The organism is Lactobacillus kefiranofaciens (assembly GCF_900103655.1).
Lineage (GTDB): Bacteria > Bacillota > Bacilli > Lactobacillales > Lactobacillaceae > Lactobacillus > Lactobacillus kefiranofaciens.
In genome coordinates this window covers 25,461-42,430 of sequence record NZ_FMXC01000005.1, presented here as the reverse complement: position 1 = coordinate 42,430, position 16,970 = coordinate 25,461, and the positions used below count along the sequence as shown (strand labels likewise).

Annotated in this window: 15 protein-coding genes and 1 pseudogene; 14 read left to right on the top strand and 2 right to left on the bottom strand. The window is 36.5% G+C overall.

What is annotated here, in order from left to right; all coding sequences use genetic code 11:
• Positions 1–5 precede the first annotated feature (5 nt).
• The 5 genes and pseudogenes from coaD (at position 6) to holA (ending at position 5,516) form a co-directional block, all read left to right on the top strand.
• Positions 6–494 (top strand): pantetheine-phosphate adenylyltransferase, encoded by a 489-nt coding sequence (coaD, locus tag BLP58_RS03490; protein WP_013854300.1) that lies wholly within the window; start codon positions 6–8, stop codon positions 492–494.
• The gene (locus BLP58_RS03485) at positions 484–1,527 is read left to right on the top strand and encodes a SepM family pheromone-processing serine protease (RefSeq protein WP_013854299.1); all 1,044 of its coding nucleotides are present in this window, start codon (positions 484–486) and stop codon (positions 1,525–1,527) included. The genes coaD and BLP58_RS03485 overlap by 11 nt, the downstream gene beginning before the upstream one ends.
• 68 nt (positions 1,528–1,595) lie before the next feature.
• Positions 1,596–2,276, top strand: a complete 681-nt coding sequence (locus BLP58_RS03480; RefSeq protein ID WP_013854298.1) for a helix-hairpin-helix domain-containing protein — start codon at positions 1,596–1,598, stop codon at positions 2,274–2,276.
• Positions 2,245–4,533, top strand: a pseudogene (locus BLP58_RS03475) (DNA internalization-related competence protein ComEC/Rec2). The gene BLP58_RS03480 and the pseudogene BLP58_RS03475 overlap by 32 nt, the downstream one beginning before the upstream one ends.
• Complete coding sequence (holA, locus tag BLP58_RS03470) at positions 4,530–5,516, top strand: DNA polymerase III subunit delta (protein ID WP_013854297.1); 987 nt, start codon at positions 4,530–4,532, stop codon at positions 5,514–5,516. The pseudogene BLP58_RS03475 and the gene holA overlap by 4 nt, the downstream one beginning before the upstream one ends.
• 66 nt (positions 5,517–5,582) lie before the next feature.
• Here the strand turns inward: holA and rpsT are convergent, their stop codons facing one another.
• Positions 5,583–5,840, bottom strand: coding sequence for a 30S ribosomal protein S20 (rpsT, locus tag BLP58_RS03465; protein ID WP_013854296.1), 258 nt, complete (start codon positions 5,838–5,840; stop codon positions 5,583–5,585).
• A gap of 201 nt (positions 5,841–6,041) precedes the next feature.
• On the opposite strand from rpsT, the gene rpsO reads away from it, so the two are divergent.
• The 9 genes from rpsO (at position 6,042) to yjeM (ending at position 15,912) form a co-directional block, all read left to right on the top strand.
• Entirely contained in the window at positions 6,042–6,311 is a 270-nt protein-coding gene (gene rpsO, locus BLP58_RS03460; RefSeq protein WP_013854295.1) for a 30S ribosomal protein S15, read from the top strand.
• A gap of 153 nt (positions 6,312–6,464) precedes the next feature.
• Positions 6,465–8,225 carry a ribonuclease J gene (locus tag BLP58_RS03455; RefSeq protein WP_013854294.1) on the top strand — a complete coding sequence of 587 codons (1,761 nt, stop codon included), beginning with the start codon at positions 6,465–6,467 and terminating at the stop codon, positions 8,223–8,225.
• Between the two features lie 6 nt (positions 8,226–8,231).
• Positions 8,232–9,065 (top strand): hypothetical protein, encoded by an 834-nt coding sequence (locus BLP58_RS03450; protein WP_013854293.1) that lies wholly within the window; start codon positions 8,232–8,234, stop codon positions 9,063–9,065.
• A gap of 190 nt (positions 9,066–9,255) precedes the next feature.
• A complete protein-coding gene (tuf, locus tag BLP58_RS03445; RefSeq protein WP_013854292.1) occupies positions 9,256–10,446 on the top strand; it encodes an elongation factor Tu in 1,191 nt (396 codons plus the stop codon).
• A 143-nt stretch (positions 10,447–10,589) separates the two neighbouring features.
• Positions 10,590–11,921 (top strand): trigger factor, encoded by a 1,332-nt coding sequence (gene tig, locus BLP58_RS03440; RefSeq protein WP_013854291.1) that lies wholly within the window; start codon positions 10,590–10,592, stop codon positions 11,919–11,921.
• 125 nt (positions 11,922–12,046) lie between these two features.
• A complete protein-coding gene (clpX, locus tag BLP58_RS03435; RefSeq protein ID WP_013854290.1) occupies positions 12,047–13,315 on the top strand; it encodes an ATP-dependent Clp protease ATP-binding subunit ClpX in 1,269 nt (422 codons plus the stop codon).
• Positions 13,305–13,895, top strand: coding sequence for a ribosome biogenesis GTP-binding protein YihA/YsxC (gene yihA / locus BLP58_RS03430; protein WP_013854289.1), 591 nt, complete (start codon positions 13,305–13,307; stop codon positions 13,893–13,895). Before clpX ends, yihA begins: the two co-directional genes overlap by 11 nt.
• 114 nt (positions 13,896–14,009) lie before the next feature.
• On the top strand, positions 14,010–14,282 hold the full coding sequence (locus BLP58_RS03425; RefSeq protein ID WP_013854288.1) for a hypothetical protein: 273 nt from the start codon (positions 14,010–14,012) through the stop codon (positions 14,280–14,282).
• A 118-nt stretch (positions 14,283–14,400) separates the two neighbouring features.
• The gene (gene yjeM / locus BLP58_RS03420; RefSeq protein WP_013854287.1) at positions 14,401–15,912 is read left to right on the top strand and encodes a glutamate/gamma-aminobutyrate family transporter YjeM; all 1,512 of its coding nucleotides are present in this window, start codon (positions 14,401–14,403) and stop codon (positions 15,910–15,912) included.
• Positions 15,913–15,955: 43 nt separating this feature from the next.
• Here yjeM and dapF read toward each other — a convergent pair whose 3' ends face one another.
• Complete coding sequence (gene dapF / locus BLP58_RS03415) at positions 15,956–16,960, bottom strand: diaminopimelate epimerase (protein WP_013854286.1); 1,005 nt, start codon at positions 16,958–16,960, stop codon at positions 15,956–15,958.
• Positions 16,961–16,970 lie beyond the last annotated feature (10 nt).

The following is a 16,970-nucleotide window of genomic DNA, read 5'->3' as shown; positions in this document are numbered from 1 at the left end:
TAATCATGACTGTTGCACTTTTTCCGGGAAGTTTGGATCCGATTACCAATGGACATGTAGAAACGGCTAAACGAGCTGCAGAAATTTTTGATCGAGTTTTTGTGGTGGCAATGACTAATACCTCTAAGCATTATTTATTTAGTGCACGGCAACGAGCTGATTTCGCTAGGGATGCATTGAAAGATATCCCTAATATTGAGGTATTAGAACGACCGGATCAATTAACTGTCAAATTGGCGCACGAGTTAAAAGCAAAAGTAATTGTGCGTGGCGTCAGAAATAGTGCTGATTTTCGTTATGAACGAGAAATAGCTGGGATTAATAAGCGTTTAGCACCAGACATTAACACTGTTTTATTATTTAGCAGTCCAGAAAATTCTTTCGTTGCTTCTAGTATGATTAAGGAACTGGCACGCTTTGATGAAGACGTTGATCAATTTCTGCCGCAGATGGCTGCCCAGGCTTTAAGAGAGAAGTTACGTTATGAAAAATAAGCAAAAAAAATCTTTACGCAACTGGCTGATTGCTTTAGTCGCAATTGTCGCTGTTGCGTTTTTAGCATTTTGGCCGACTGATTATTATATTGAATCACCGGGTGAGGCAGTAGCGGTCAATCAATTTATTAAATCTAAGAATAAGAAACCAGCTAATTTTTATTTAGTTACAGTCAGCGTAACGAGCCGTCCTGCTTCAATTTTAGAATATTTATGGAGCTATACCAGGCCTTATTCTGAACGCGTGCCTAGTAAAGAACTATTAGGAGGCCAAACTAGCGCGCAATATAATGAATTACAGAATTGGTATATGGAAACTAGTCAGCAGAATGCAATTTATTATGCAGCTAAAAAAGCAGGCAAAAAGCATAGCTTAAAGTATTTAGGCGTTTATGTCATGGAAGTGCAAAAGAAATCCAGTTTTAAGCACAAATTGCAGATAGGCGATACAGTACTAGGAGCTAACGGGCGAAGATTTCATTCGACTGAGGAAATGATGACTTATCTACGCAAACAAAAAATTGGTAGTAAAGTTACTATTTCTGTATTGAGAGGCAAACAAAAGAAGCATTTTACCGGTCGGATTGTTAAAGTTAAAGGTACTAATAAACCTGGAATTGGGATTCAATTGGTGGAACATGTGACAGTAAAGACCACTCCTAAATTAACAATTAATGCAGGCGAAATCGGTGGCCCTTCTGCTGGATTAATGTTTACTTTGGAAAGCTATGAAGTTTTTACTAAACAGAATTTAAGCAAGGATCATAAAATTGCCGGTACTGGAACAATTTCGCCTACGGGTAAGGTTGGAATTATTGGTGGCGTTGATAAAAAAGTTGTGGCTGCAAGTCGTGCTGGTGCTGAGGTCTTTTTTGCACCAACAGATAATACAAGCGTTAAGGCCAGCCAAACTAACTATGCAGTGGCGAAACGAACTGCTAAGAAAATTCATACTAAGATGAAAATTGTCCCTGTGGACACATTTGACGATGCTTTACATTATCTAAAAAAGCATTACCAAAAAGAAAAATAAAAAAAATTTAAAGTCCAGAGAAAAATCTGGGCTTTTTTTGCGTAATAAATAATAGAGGGGGGATTTTAATGAATTTCAATAAAATAAAAGAAGTTGTCGTAGAAAAGAAAATTTATATTATTGCGACAATAGTTTTAGTAGCCGTTCTTGGGCTGAAAAAAAGCAATAATCAAGAAAGCGTAGCGGAAGTGAATAATGAAAAAGTGATGCAGTCCAGTAATACGGCTTCATCTAACAATAGTAATGCCTCTAGTATGGCTAGTAGTGCATCATCGTCTAGTTCGAAGACGGTTACCTGTGATATTTCAGGTGCAGTTAAACATCAGGGAGTTTATACTTTAAAAAATGGGGCTCGCTTGCAAGAGTTAATTGAAGCGGCTGGTGGTACAACTGCGAAAGCGCAATTAAAGGCTATTAATCGGGCAGTTTTATTGAAAGACCAAGATAAGATTCATATTCCATATAAAGGCGAAAAAGTTGAAAGTGTGTCTACAGTAACAGCTGGAAGCGATAATTCAAGAGAAGCTAAAGATAGCGCTCAAAGTGGCAGCAATGGCGAAAAAGTCAATTTGAATACTGCTAGTGCGGCGGATCTACAAAAGTTGACTGGCGTAGGAGAAAAGAAAGCAGAGCAGATTATTGCATATCGCGAGCAGAATGGTTCCTTTAAAAAGATTGAAGATTTAATGCAAGTCTCAGGTATAGGAGAAAAGACTTTTGAAAGTCTCAAAGATCAGCTGGCTGTTTAGGCAAGACCTCGGTTTTTACTTGTTGACTGCACTTCTTTTAGTCGCTATTTCATTTTTAGCATTTTCTTGTTCAGTTCTTAGTCAGCAATTAGTAGCTATCGTATTTTTGCTTTATTTTAGTTTTTTATTGTTTAAGAAATATCGTACTAGCTTTAAGTTAGTTTTGTTAACTGCAGTTACATTTGCTAGTTTAATTTATGTTAGTAAGAAAGAAATACCATTTAATTTAACTGCGCAAAGTCAGGTTAAACTGTATCCTGATCAAATTCGTATTAAAGACGATTATTTAACAGGAGTAGGGCATTATCAACAAGGAAATATTTTAATTAGTGTCCGAGTTACTAAAGAGCAAGAGAAATTGCTCAAAGAGGGTCGGCCTGTATTACTTACTCAAATAACTGGTGAATGTGATCCGATTGAGCCGGCAACTAATCAGGGGGAATTTGATTATCAAAATTATTATCTAGCTAAGCGAATTAGTCAAAGGATTAAATACACCAGCTGTAATTTAGTTCTACTTAAGAGTCAAAATTTATTTGATTATTTGCATGAGTGGCGGTTTTATTTGCAAAATTATTTTAATAGAATGCCGCAGCTGCTCGGCTTTTTTGGGAGTGAACTGGTATTAGGTGAAAATAATGCTCAAGAAAATCAAGAAATTTTAAATAATTACCGCAATTTAGGCGTAATTCACTTACTCAGCATCTCAGGCTTGCATGTAGGAATTTACGTTTTGCTTATTAGTATTGTGTGTTTTTACTTAAAATTAACTGATGAGGAAACATTCGCTTGCTGCAGTTTGGTTTTATTATTAGGAATTTTTTTAAGTAGTGGCCAAGCAGGATTTGTTCGAGCAAGTTTAACATATTTTTTAGGGAAAATTTGTAAATTTAAACATTATCGAGTTAGCCAGCCAGATCTTTTGGGCTTAACTTGCATTTTGCATATCTTACTAGTGCCGCGTTTATTTATGGCAGCTGGAGCAATTTTGAGTTATATTCTGGCTGCTGGCTTACAGTTGACCAATCGGTTTAACAAATTGACTCAGTCAATTTTACTAAATGTCTTATTAACACCGCTATTATTATTTTTCTTTTATCAAGTAAATTTATTGACAGTTTTATTTAATATGCTGGTTGTGCCATATTTTAATTATGTGGTGATGCCAGTCACATTTATTAATATCTTGACTTTTTGGTTGACTGATCAATTAGCATTGATGGGGGAGCAGATTTTAAATCTGGGTGAAAAAGCCATTGCTAAATTGTCGTTGACCAAATGGGGGTTAATCACGTTTGGGCAAATTAATTGGTGGCAATGTTTGACGTTGCTTTTGCTAACGGCATTATTGATTATAGCTTGGCGGGAGAAGACAGCGTGGTATTTTGATAAAAAACAGTTAGAAATAAATTTGTTTATGGTCTATGCCATATTTTTTAGCATGATTCATTTTCCACTGCGAGGACAGGTGACTTTTATTGATGTAGGTCAGGGGGATAGTATTTTGATTACAACCCCCTTCCCGCGAAAAGTGTATTTGATTGATACTGGAGGTAAGCTGAACTTTACCGGTAAAAAGCAAACTCCACAAGTTAACCGAATTACCTTGCCTTTCTTAAAGAGCCAGGGAATTAGTGTGATTGATGGAATTTTCGTTTCACACCAGGATGCGGATCATGTCGGTGATCTAGGACCGTTGCTAGAGCAAATTCGGGTGAAAAAATTATTTATGGCTAAGGGTTTGATTAATAATCCGTCTTTTCAAAAAAGAATTAATGGGCGTGTTCGAAATACTAAACTGGTTGAATTATTAGCAGGGATGTAGGTAAGAGAGCCTAAAATCACATTTAATGTAGTTTATCCGTACCAACCGGGAGAAGGAAAAAATGAAGACTCGTTAAGTGTATTTTTTAAAGTAGCTAATAGAAGTTGGCTATTTACAGGTGATTTAGGTCAAGATGGTGAAAAAGAAATCATGCAAAAAACGCCGTTTACAGTAGATTATTTCAAATTAGGACATCACGGCAGCAAGACTTCATCCAATCCCGGTTTTTTACAGGCGATCAAACCAAAAAAAGTTTTTATTTCGGCTGGACGTAAAAATCGTTTTGGTCACCCGCATCAAGAGACGCTAACTACTTTAAGGCAACAACAGATACCATGGGTTTCAACTCAAGACTGTGGTATGATTAGCTGGTATTATGGTGGGCTTGAAAGCCCAAAATTTGATTGTTTTTTAAAGCGGCGCAGAAAATGACCTTACTTTCTTTATTTAAAAATACTAATAACAGTAATCCCCATACCTTGATTTGGGGCGCAGATGATTTCTTAAATGATTATTTGGCTTCTTCATATGTTAAAGAAAAGAAATTTATCGATTTAGAACATATTAGTGTGGATTGTGAAGCGGATGGTTTAGATGAATTAATTGCAAGCTTGACAGAATCCAGTTTGTTTAGTGAACGGAAATTAATTTTAATTAAAAATCCTTTCTTTTTAACTGCTAAAGTGCCTAAAAAATTTCAGAAGCAAATTGATGCTTTACAAAAAATTTTTGCTAATTTGCAAGAGATAGAAGATGTGGTGATAATCGTCGCTTCTTATGAAAAATTAGATCGACGGAAAAAACTGACGAAAACAATTTTGAAACAATTCAATGTGGTTGAGCCGCAGATTCGTTCGTATGAAGTTGGTGCAATTACTAAAGCATTAATCAAGGCAGAAGGCTACACGATTACGCAATCAGCATTACAGCTTTTAATTGAACGCAGCGATCAGGTTATGGATACTGTTTTAAGCAATTATCAAAAACTAAAAATGGCAGCGATCGATAGTAAAATTACTGAAAAATTAGTTTTGCAAAATGTTGATTTATCATTGGCGCAAAATATTTTTGCCATTTTGGAATCTGCTTTAAATAAAAATTATCAAGAAGCTGTCGATCGTTTAGATAATCAATTGCGTGAAGGGACGTCCCCGATCCAACTACTGGCTGTCTTTGAAAATCAACTAGAATTAATCTTGATAGTTAAGATTTTGGCTAAGAGGGGACGTAGCGAGTCACAGATAGTGAAAGAATTGGGTGTACATCCATATCGAGTTAAGCTAGCTTTGAAAAATAGGTTGACAATTACCAAGTTAGAGAACTTATTGCGTCAAGCGATTAATTTAGAATTTAATTATAAGAACGGAACTTATCATGAGAATAATTTCCTAAAGCTATTTGTTTTAAATGTTTAGAAATGCAAAAAAGAGAGAAGATAAATTCTTCTCTCTTTTTGAGTTTTTTATTAGTAATAAGTAAAATTACTTCTTTGCTAACTTAGCTAAGCGGCTCTTGTCACGAGCAACCTTGTTCTTGTGGATTAAGCCCTTTGATTCGGCCTTGTCCAAAGCACAAACAGCTTCTAAATGCAACTTGGAGACGTCTTCTTTACTATCACTTTCAACAGCGTTCTTGAATCTCTTAACAGCAGTTCTTAACTTGCTTAATTCAGAAGCGTTGCGTTCTTTAGTAGCGTTTTGCGTCTTAACACGTTTGATAGCTGACTTGATTTGTGGCATAAAATTCACCTCCAATGATCTAGAAATTTACTTCATACATTATACTTAAGAACTAGGCGGGATGCAAGGCAATTTGCCCTTGCTTTTTTAAAAAAATCTGTGTATCATTATTTATGTTGTGAACCATTAACGCTGTTTATCTGCTCACACCTGACGGTAGACGTTGTTAATGGCAATTATTTATGAAAGGTGAAATTAACTATGGCAATTTCAAAGACTGAAAAAGAAAATATTATGAAAGAATACGCAACTCACGAAGGTGATACTGGTTCTGTTGAAGTTCAAGTTGCTCTTTTAACTGCAGACATCAACAACTTGACTGATCACATGAAGAGCCACAAGCACGACCACCACTCATACGTTGGTTTGCTTAAGAAGATTGGTCACCGTCGTAACTTGCTTCGTTACCTAGAAAACAATGACATTACTCGTTACCGTGAACTAATCAAGAAGTTAGGTCTTCGTCGTTAATTTTCGATATTGCAAGAGTCAGCTGCTTAAGCTGGCTCTTTTTTCTACCCTGTTAACTTTTCCTTATTTATGCTAAAATTGAAACAGATTATTTTTACGTTGTGATCATTCTGATCCATAAAAAATTGAAAATTAGATAGAAAAGGAAAAATTATGGCTAATCAACTTAAGATTATGATCTTGAGCGGTGTGCGTGAACAAGGTAAAGACATGTTCGCCGTTCAAGTTAACGATGAAATTTTTGTTCTTGATGCCGGATTAAAGTACCCAGATAGTTCTTTATTTGGCATTGATGTAGTAATTCCTGACCTCGATTTCTTTGAACAATATGGTGATCGAGTAGCTGGAATCTTTTTAACCCATGGACATGCCGACTCAATTGGAGCTTTACCATATATTTTAAGAAAATATGATATTCCTGTATTTGGTTCACAATTGAGTATTGAACTGGCAAAAATTGAAGTTCAACGTGAAAACAAGCACCGCAAGAACAATTTGTTCCACGTTATTGATGCAGATACAGAGATTGACTTTAAGAATGCTAGCATTTCATTCTTCCATACTACGCATTCAATACCTGATTCATTAGGTATTGATGTTCATACTCCGGAAGGTGAGGTTGTTTATACTGGTGACTTTAAGTTCGACCCTACGGCTGAACCTAATTATCGTACTGATATGGATCGCTTAGCCGAAATTGAACAAAAAGACGTTTTAGCTTTGCTTAGTGATTCTTCGAATGCCGAGGCATCTTTCCCTAATGCATCAGAGCAAGATATTGGTAATTTCGTAACTAATGCCTTTAGAAATGCTACTGGCAGAATTATTGTCGCTGCTAAAGCTTCTAATTTAAATCGTGTACAAGAAGTTTTAAACGCCGCTAAAGCTACTGGGAAGAGAGTGCTTTTAACTGGACGCGATTTGGCTAAGATCGTCAGAACTTCAATGAAGTTAGGCTATTTGGATGTTCCAGAGGGTTTGCTTATGCGAGTTAAGGATCTGAAGACTGTTCCCAAAGAACAAACAGTTATTTTAGAAACAGGTAGAATGGGTGAACCGCTTAATTCTCTTCAAAAAATGGCCAAAAAGCGTCACAGTATGATTACTATTCATAAAGGGGATCTAATTTTCCTTGCTACTACTCCTTCTCATGCAGTTGAGACGATGGTGGCAGAAACTAGCGATCTGGTATATAAAGCTGGTGGTACAGTTATTCAATTAGGACGTAATATGCATACTAGCGGTCATGCAACTGGTCGTGATTTACAACTGCTAATTGATACCTTGAAGCCTAAGTTTTTAATTCCAGTGATTGGCGAATATCGCTTGCTTGAAATTGTGCGTAGTTTAGCGATTAAGGCTGGCATGAACTCTAAGGATATTTATATTACTAAAAATGGCGACTGCTTAGACTATGATTTTAAGAAAAAGCGCTTTTACTTATCAGATCCAGTGCCAGGCGAAGATACAATGATCGATGGCTCTGGCGTTGGTGATGTTGGTAGTATTGTTTTACGAGATCGGGAAGTCTTATCTGATGATGGAATCTTTATTGCAGTAGTTACAATCGATCATAAGAAAAAGAAAATTATTGCAGAACCTAAGGTAACTAGTCGTGGCTTTGTTTATATCAAGGCAAACCATCAATTGATGAAGGATTCAATTGATGTAATTAAAAAAGCAATTAATAATAATTTCGAACATAAAAAGTTTGACTGGACTGAATTAAAGCAGGATATTTGGAGCGATTTAGAAAAATTTTTGTATAAAAAGACTAACCAGCGTCCAGTGATTTTGCCAGTAGTAATGGAAGTTAATCAAAATCGTCATCGTGCAATGCAAAAACGCAATGAAAAGTCTCAGTCTGATAAAACGCGTAAAAATAATAGAAACGAAAAGAAAAAGAAAGAATAAAAAAATATGACATCAGTAAGTCAAAAGAATTTATTGAAACTTGCTGCTGAAAATCAGCATAATGGGAATTTGCATGCTGCCATTGAAAATTTAGAAGAGTCATTGCGAGGAGAACATTCATTGGATGTTGTCTTGCAATTATGTGAATTATATTGTGCTAATAAACAAGAGGATCAGGCTTATGCTTTAATTAAAGAAGAGCCTGATCTTTTTTCTGACCAGCGAGTTTATCGCTTGTATTGCAAAACGCTACAGAAAAATCAATATTTGATAGAGGCTATGCAGGTAAAGCATTTAACGGGTCTGTCTTTACCATTGCAAGTAGAACCTGCTCCAGAGGAGAAGCAACAGCAGATTATGCGAACTTTCAAGCAAAAAAAACAAGTTACTCAGGCCGACTATGAAAATTTGCATAAATTAAATTTGATTAATTTTAAAACTTTTGCTCAGAGCATATTATTAGATCCTACGCCAGAATTTGCAGTACGTTTATCAATTTGTGAGGATTTAATTAGGTTAGGGGTGGAAGACGAATTTAAGATCTGGGTAATTGGCAATCTGGAAAGCTTTGTTCCAGTAGATACTCAGCTTTTAGAAAAAGAAATTAAATATCAAGAAATAATTTCTGCAATTGGAACGAAATTTAGCCATAACCCTAGTCAGTTGCCTTTAATGATTGGTGAAACAAACTTGGTAATTGGTAGTTTATATCCTAAGTTAAGCAAGTATATTGATGAGCCAGATAGTTTTGCTAGTGATTTAGTATCTTATTTAGAGAAAAAAGATGGACGAACTCATCAAATGCTCTTTGAAAAAGTTTATAAACATTTGCCAAAATAAAAAATAAGTAAAAAAGGTTTACATTTTCGAACATTTTAGTATAATTAGCAAAGGATATTTTCGTTAGGCAAAGTTTGTCCGAACTTTTTTACTAGGCATTTGCCGAAGAAAGTAGTACAATACTCAACAGAGAATTATCCGTTAACTTATCTCAACGGACTTCTTGCAAATTTACAGGAGGGTCATTTTAATGGCAGAAAAAGAACATTACGTTAGAACTAAGCCACACGTAAACATTGGTACTATCGGTCACGTTGACCACGGTAAGACCACTTTAACTGCGGCTATTACTACTGTTTTAGCTGAAAAAGGTTTGGCAAAGGCAGAAGATTATCATCAAATCGATGCTGCACCAGAAGAAAAGGAACGTGGTATCACTATTAACACCGCCCACGTAGAATACGAAACTGAAAATCGTCACTACGCTCACATGGACGCTCCAGGCCACGCCGACTACATTAAGAACATGATTACCGGTGCTGCACAAATGGATGGTGCCATCTTGGTTGTTGCTGCAACTGATGGTCCTATGCCACAGACTCGTGAACACATTTTGCTTGCTCGTCAAGTTGGTGTTAAATACATCGTTGTATTCTTGAACAAATGTGATTTGGTTGACGATCCAGAACTTATCGACTTGGTTGAAATGGAAGTTCGTGACTTATTAACTGAATACGATTACCCTGGTGATGATATTCCAGTTGTTCGTGGTTCAGCTCTTAAGGCTTTACAAGGCGACAAGGAAGCTCAAGAACAAATCTTGAAGTTGATGGACATCGTTGATGAATACATCCCAACTCCAGAACGTCAAACTGACAAGCCATTCTTAATGCCAGTTGAAGACGTATTTACTATTACTGGTCGTGGTACTGTTGCTTCAGGTCGTATCGACCGTGGTACTGTTAAGATCGGTGACGAAGTTGAAATCGTTGGTTTGGTAGACAAGGTTCTTAAGTCAGTTGTTACTGGCTTGGAAATGTTCCACAAGACTTTGGACTTAGGTGAAGCCGGCGATAACGTTGGTATCTTACTTCGTGGTATTGACCGTGACCAAGTTGTTCGTGGTCAAGTATTGGCTGCACCTGGCTCAATTCAAACCCACAAGGAATTTAAGGGTCAAGTTTATATCTTGAAGAAGGAAGAAGGAGGCCGTCACACCCCATTCTTCTCAGACTACCGTCCACAATTCTACTTCCACACCACTGATATTACTGGTGAAATTGAATTGCCAGAAGGTACTGAAATGGTTATGCCTGGTGATAACACAGAATTTACTGTTAAGTTAATCAAGCCAGCTGCCATCGAAAAGGGTACTAAGTTCACCATCCGTGAAGGTGGTCGTACCGTTGGTGCCGGTCAAGTTACTGAAATCCTTGACTAATTTCTAACGTTATAGCAGAAAAGATGCACTTCTTCACAGGAGCGCATCTTTTTCTTTTATATTTGTTTTTTGTGCACTTTTACGGTAAGATAACTTAGTATGCAAGAAGCAAACTCAAACTTGACATTGGAGGTATTTTATTAATGTCTGTAAAATGGGAAAAGACCGGTAAGACAACCGGTGATCTTACTTTTGATATTTCACAAGATGAAATTAAATTAGGTTTAGACCAAGCATTTAGAAAAGTAAAGAAAAACTTGCGTGTTCCTGGCTTTAGAAAAGGCCATGTTTCTCGTGTAATTTTTGATCAATATTATGGTGAAGAAGCATTATACGAAGATGCATTGAACATTGTATTGCCTAATGCATATTCTGCTGCTGTTAAAGAAGCAGGTATCGATGCAGTAGGTCAACCACAAATTGCTCCTGTATCAATGGATAAGGGCAAGGACTGGACTATGAAGGCTACTGTAACTGTTCAACCAGAGGTTAAGTTAGGTGATTACAAGGGTATTGAAGTACCAAAGCAAAACACCCGTGTTTACCAAAAAGATGTTGATGCTGAACTTGACAAACGCCGTGAACAAAATGCTGAACTTGTTCTTAAGAAGGGTAAAGCTGAAAAAGGCGATACTGTAACTATCGATTACAAGGGTACTATTGATGGCAAGGAATTTGAAGGCGGCTCAGCTGAAAACTATTCACTTGAATTAGGTTCAAATGCATTTATTCCAGGCTTTGAAGATCAACTTATTGGTCACGAAGCTGGTGACGATGTAGATGTTGTAGTAACTTTCCCTAAGGATTACGGTGCAAAGAACTTAGCTGGTAAGGAAGCTCACTTTGCTACTAAGATTCACGAAGTTAAGTCAAAGCAACTTCCTAAGTTAGATGACGAATTTGCTAAGGATGTTGACGATTCAGTAGATACGCTTGATGACTTGAAGGACAAGATCAAGAAGAATTTGAAGGATCAAAAGGAACAAGCTGCTAATGATGCTATTCAAGAAGCTGCAATTGAAGGTGCAGTAAAGAATGCCACTGTTGACGAAATTCCTGATGCTATGATTCAAGAAGATGTTGATACTCAACTGAATCAATACTTAGGTAATATGCAACGTCAAGGTATTGATCCTCAAACTTATTACAAGTTGACTAACACTAACGAACAACAATTACGTTCGCAATTTGCTAAGAACGCTGCAGAAAGAGTTAAGACCAACTTAGTTCTTGAAGCTATCGTTGATAAAGAGGGTCTTAAGGCAACTAAGGAAGAAATTGACAAGGAAATCAAGGACTTGGCTGCTGAATACAACATGGATGAAAAGACTGTACGTAACACTTTGTCAGATGACATGTTGAGCCACGACATTACTGTACGTAAGGCTATGGATCTTATTACTGATAATGCAAAGCAAGTTGCTAAAGCAAAGCTTGAAGCAAAGGAATCAGACGATAAGAAGGAAGACAAGTAATAATTTTTATTACTTTTTATCAAAAAGAGCGGCTATAGGCCGCTTTTTTTGATCTTCAAGCTTGATATTTACCAATTTTAGTTAATGTATGATAATCTATTTTGGTAGATATAGGGAGGAACAATATGGCAAATCAGTTTACAGATCAAGAAGAAATTAAATGTTCTTTTTGTGGTAAAACTCAAGACCAGGTCAAAAAAATGATTGCCGGTAACGGCGCTTATATTTGTAACGAATGTGTAGACTTGGCTAAAAAAATTATTGACGATGAATTAAGAGCTGATTCAATTAAGGCAGCTCGAGAATTACCTAAACCAGTAGAGATTAAAAAGCAACTTGACCAATATGTCATTGGGCAAGATCGTGCTAAAAAAGTATTATCTGTTGCGGTATATAACCATTATAAGCGGATTAGCCAAATGGATGTGGATTCTTCTACTGAATTGCAAAAGTCTAATATTGCAATGATTGGGCCAACTGGATCTGGTAAGACTTATCTGGCACAGACTTTAGCAAGAATTTTGAATGTGCCTTTTGCGATTGCTGATGCAACTACATTAACTGAAGCAGGTTATGTTGGTGAAGATGTAGAAAATATTTTGCTTAAATTGTTGCAAAACGCAGATTATGATTTGGAACGTGCACAACGCGGCATTATTTATATCGATGAAATCGATAAGATCTCCAAAAAATCAGAAAATGTCTCAATTACTCGGGATGTTTCAGGCGAAGGCGTGCAGCAATCTTTGTTAAAGATTCTCGAAGGAACAATCGCTTCTGTACCGCCACAAGGTGGACGCAAGCATCCACAGCAAGAAATGATCAAGATGGATACTACTAACATTCTCTTTATTGTTGGTGGTGCTTTTGATGGAATCGAACAAATTGTTAAAAACCGTTTAGGTAAGAAAACCATCGGTTTTGGTGCAGAAAATGAAGTTGATAAGATCAATGCTGATGATTGGACTCGGCATTTAACTACTGCTGATTTGGTAAAATTTGGAATGATTCCAGAATTTATCGGTAGAATTCCAATTATTACTACGCTTGATAAGTTGAGCAGCAAAGATTTAGTGAGAGTTTTAACGGAGCCTAAGAATGCTTTGGTTAAACAATATAAGAAATTGCTCTCATTAGATGATGTTGAGTTAAAATTCACTGATGGTGCACTCAAAGCAATTGCAGATTTAGCAATCCAAAGAAATATGGGTGCACGTGGATTGAGAACAATTATTGAAAATTCGATCATGGATATCATGTACGAAACTCCTAGTGAAAAGGATATTCAAGCAGTCGAAGTAACCAAGGATGTGATTACTCGTCATGCTCAGCCGCGTGTGACTCGGAAGAAAAAAGAAGACACTGATTCGCAGGTAAGTGCCAATGATCATTAAAAGCAGTAGTTATGCCGTTAGTGCTGTAAAAGAATCACAATATCCACAAGATAACTTGCCTGAGATCGCCTTGGCAGGCCGATCTAATGTGGGAAAATCCAGTTTGATTAATACCTTCCTTAAGCGTAAAAACCTAGCTAGAACGTCTTCTCAGCCAGGTAAGACGCAGACTTTAAACTTCTACTTAGTTAATGAAGAATTTTATTTAGTAGATGTTCCTGGCTATGGTTATGCTAAAGTATCACAAAAGAAGCGGCAAGAGTTTGGACAGATGATCCAAGATTATTTAGAAACTAGACCCAACTTGAAAGGCCTAATCATTTTAGTTGATGGTCGACATGAACCAACGAAAGACGATATTGCGATGTATAATTACGCGCAATATTTAAATATTCCTATCTTAGTTGTCTGCACTAAGATGGATAAGATTAAAAAGAGCCAAGTTAATAAAACATTAGCTCAATTAAAGAAAAAGCTGGATTTAAATTATGATCATGTGACCGTTTTAACTTTTTCTTCTGTAACTAAGCTTCACGTTGCTGAATTGAATAATTGGATTGAAGACAGAGTTAATGAATAGAAAAAGCACCAAATGGTGCTTTTTGTTTTGTTAAGCATAAAAAATGAAAGTAGCCCTTAATTCACGTATAATTAAAAGAAAAATAGATAGTTGATTATAGAAAGAGGTATTCCTATGGTAAATTTGAAGATTGTAGTAATGGCATTAACCACTATCGGAGCAATTGCTGCTGCCGCTACGGGTACATATTGCCTTGTAAAAAAGATTAAAGAAAAGAAGGCCGCAGAATCTGAAACAATGAGGTTAAATGCTCCTGATAGCGTAACGAATGACTCTAAGGCTGAATTAATAAAATCTAACTTAGAAGAAAAAGATCAGGCTGGCAATGATGCTAATGATGTTCGTATTCATTTAGATGACGTGCCTGGTAAACAAATTAACAGCTGAATAAATAAAGCCGCTGATAATAGGCGGCTTTTTCTTATGAGACGATTATTAGAATGAATGCGCTTTAAAGAAACAATGATAGAATGAAAGGAGTAGAAAAGAAAGTAGAGGTTTTGTTTTGGATGAGGATAATAAACAAACTAAAAAGACATTAACGACCATGAGCCTAGTCCTAATGATTATTACTACTGTTTATGGTTTTGGTAATGTTTCTGTTTCATATCGGCAAATGACATATGCCGGAATTATTTGGTTTGTGCTAGCAGGAATTTGTTTCTTCTTTCCGGCTGGATTGATGATGGCGGAATATGGGTCTGCCTTTCATGATGCTCAGGGTGGTATTTATTCTTGGTTAGCTGGATCAATTGGTGAAAAATGGGCTTTTATTGGAACTTTTGTATGGCTAGCTAACTGGGTTCTTTGGCTTGTTTCAAGCGCGTCACGATTATGGATTTCAATTTCCGCATTGATTTTTGGCAAAGATACTACACAAAGTTGGAATTTCTTTGGTCTGCAAGGAACAGAACTGATAGGCGTATTAGCTATTTTATTCATGATCATTTCTACGTATTTATCTTCTAGAGGAATAACGGGAATTAAGATTATGTCATCAATCGGCGGCTGGTTCATGATTATTATGAATTTAGTTTTCATTTTTTCAAGTTTAGTAGTAATTATAATGAATCACTGGCAGTTTGCTCAGCCAATTCACGGCTGGCAAAGCTTTATTGTTTCACCAAATAAGGATTTTCAGACGCCAATTACGATTATTTCATTCGTCGTCTATGCCGTCTTTGCCTATGGTGGTATGGAAACCGTTGGTGGGGTAATTGATAGCATGAAGCACCCTGAAAAAGATTTCCCTAAAGGCTTAATTATCGGTAGTTTATTTACTATTATCTCTTATGTTTTGATGATTTTTATGACAGGTTTTTCGGTAAATTATCAAAGAGATATTGTACAAACTGGCGCTAATACTGGAAATATTACCTATGTAGTTTATGGAACGCTGGGTAAAGCATTCGGGCATGCTTTGAATCTCGATCCTAATACCAGTTTAATGATTGGCAAAGTATTCACTAGGGCAATTGCTTTATCTGGATTAATGGGAATGACAGGTGCCTTCTTTGTATTGCTTTATTCGCCAATTAAATCATTTATTATGGGGTCTGATCCTCGTTTATGGCCTAAAGCAGCTACCAAATTGAATAAACATGGTATTCCTGCTAATGCGATGTGGGCTCAGACGATCTTCGTATGTGTTTTAATTGGTATCGTTTCATTTGGCGGTAGTGCGGCAACTAGTTTTTATCAGATTTTAACTGATATGGGTAATGTGGCTGCTACTGCGCCGTATATTTTCTTGATTGGTGCGTTTCCTTTCTTTTTGAAAAAGGATTATCCACGCAAATTTAGGGTATTTACAAATTATAAATGGACAGTAGCTTTAGTAATCTTCGTTGAAATAATTGTTTGCACCGGGATTATTTTTACTGTGCTTGAACCTGTCTTGGAACACAGATATGCTACAGCTTTTTGGACAGGATTTGGCCCAATTTTCTTTGGCTTAGTGGCTTATATCTTTTATTGTATTTCGAAGAAAAAGAATGGCTTAGATGATTTAGATTAAAATTATGCAAAAAAGACTTGCGCAAAAAAGCAAGTCTTTTTGATTAGGCTAAAGTAGTGATGTCATTATATTTAGGTAAATTAGCGATGAACTTCTCATAAGCTGTTTGTTCACCAGTATTTTTAGTAATTATTTTACTAAAATCATTATTTCTTAAATCGCTTTCTGCAATAGTGATCTGCTGGGTAAAAGTAGCATTGCCAATCAATTCAATCCAGTATTGGCTATTGTCGTAATGTACAATGGTTTTTACCATTCCACCAGGATTAAAGACCGTAATTGGTGTGTTGAATTCAGCTTGCTCAGGTCGAATTAACACAAAGGCTAGCGAAGTAGCAGACATTCCTGTGCCGCATGCATTAGTAAAGCCAACGCCACGCTCGTAGGTCCTAACGAATAGTTTATTTTTATCTAGTATTTGGGCAAAGTTAACGTTTACGCCATCGGTAAAATAAGGATTTGAGTCATTTAACCTTTTACCGACAATCCCTAAAATAGGGCTAATAATTTGTTGCTGAGTAACAAAACTAATTAAGTGTGGATTAGGTACGGCAAGCGCTGTGAAACGCAATTGGGGGTAAAGTTCAGGTGCATAATCATCGATTAAGCGATCACGGCCTAAGTTACTAAATGGTAAAGCTTCCTTGTTAAAATGTACCGGAGAAATCTCTACGGCAAAGGCAGGAACATCTTTAGCGAAAGCCTGCTCTCTTCTGACGCGTAGACTAGCGTTCATGGTATCGACTAAGAAATTATCACGATGATATTTCTCGCTTAAATATCGTGCTACAGTGCGCAGACCATTACCGCACATTGAGGCTTCACTACCATCTGTATTAATTACTCGCATTTGAGCTAGTGCATTTTTTCTAATTGGCTGATTAATTGCTAGCACGCCGTCAGCTCCGTTTAAGATGCCAGTATTAGGATTAGTGATTTTTTTAGTAAAAATTTTTAATTCAGTATCTGATAGAGGTTGATCTAATTCAGTTTGATCCAGAATAAAAAAATGATTTTGTGAGCCGTGTACTTTTAGTAAATTAACCATAAAATTTCCT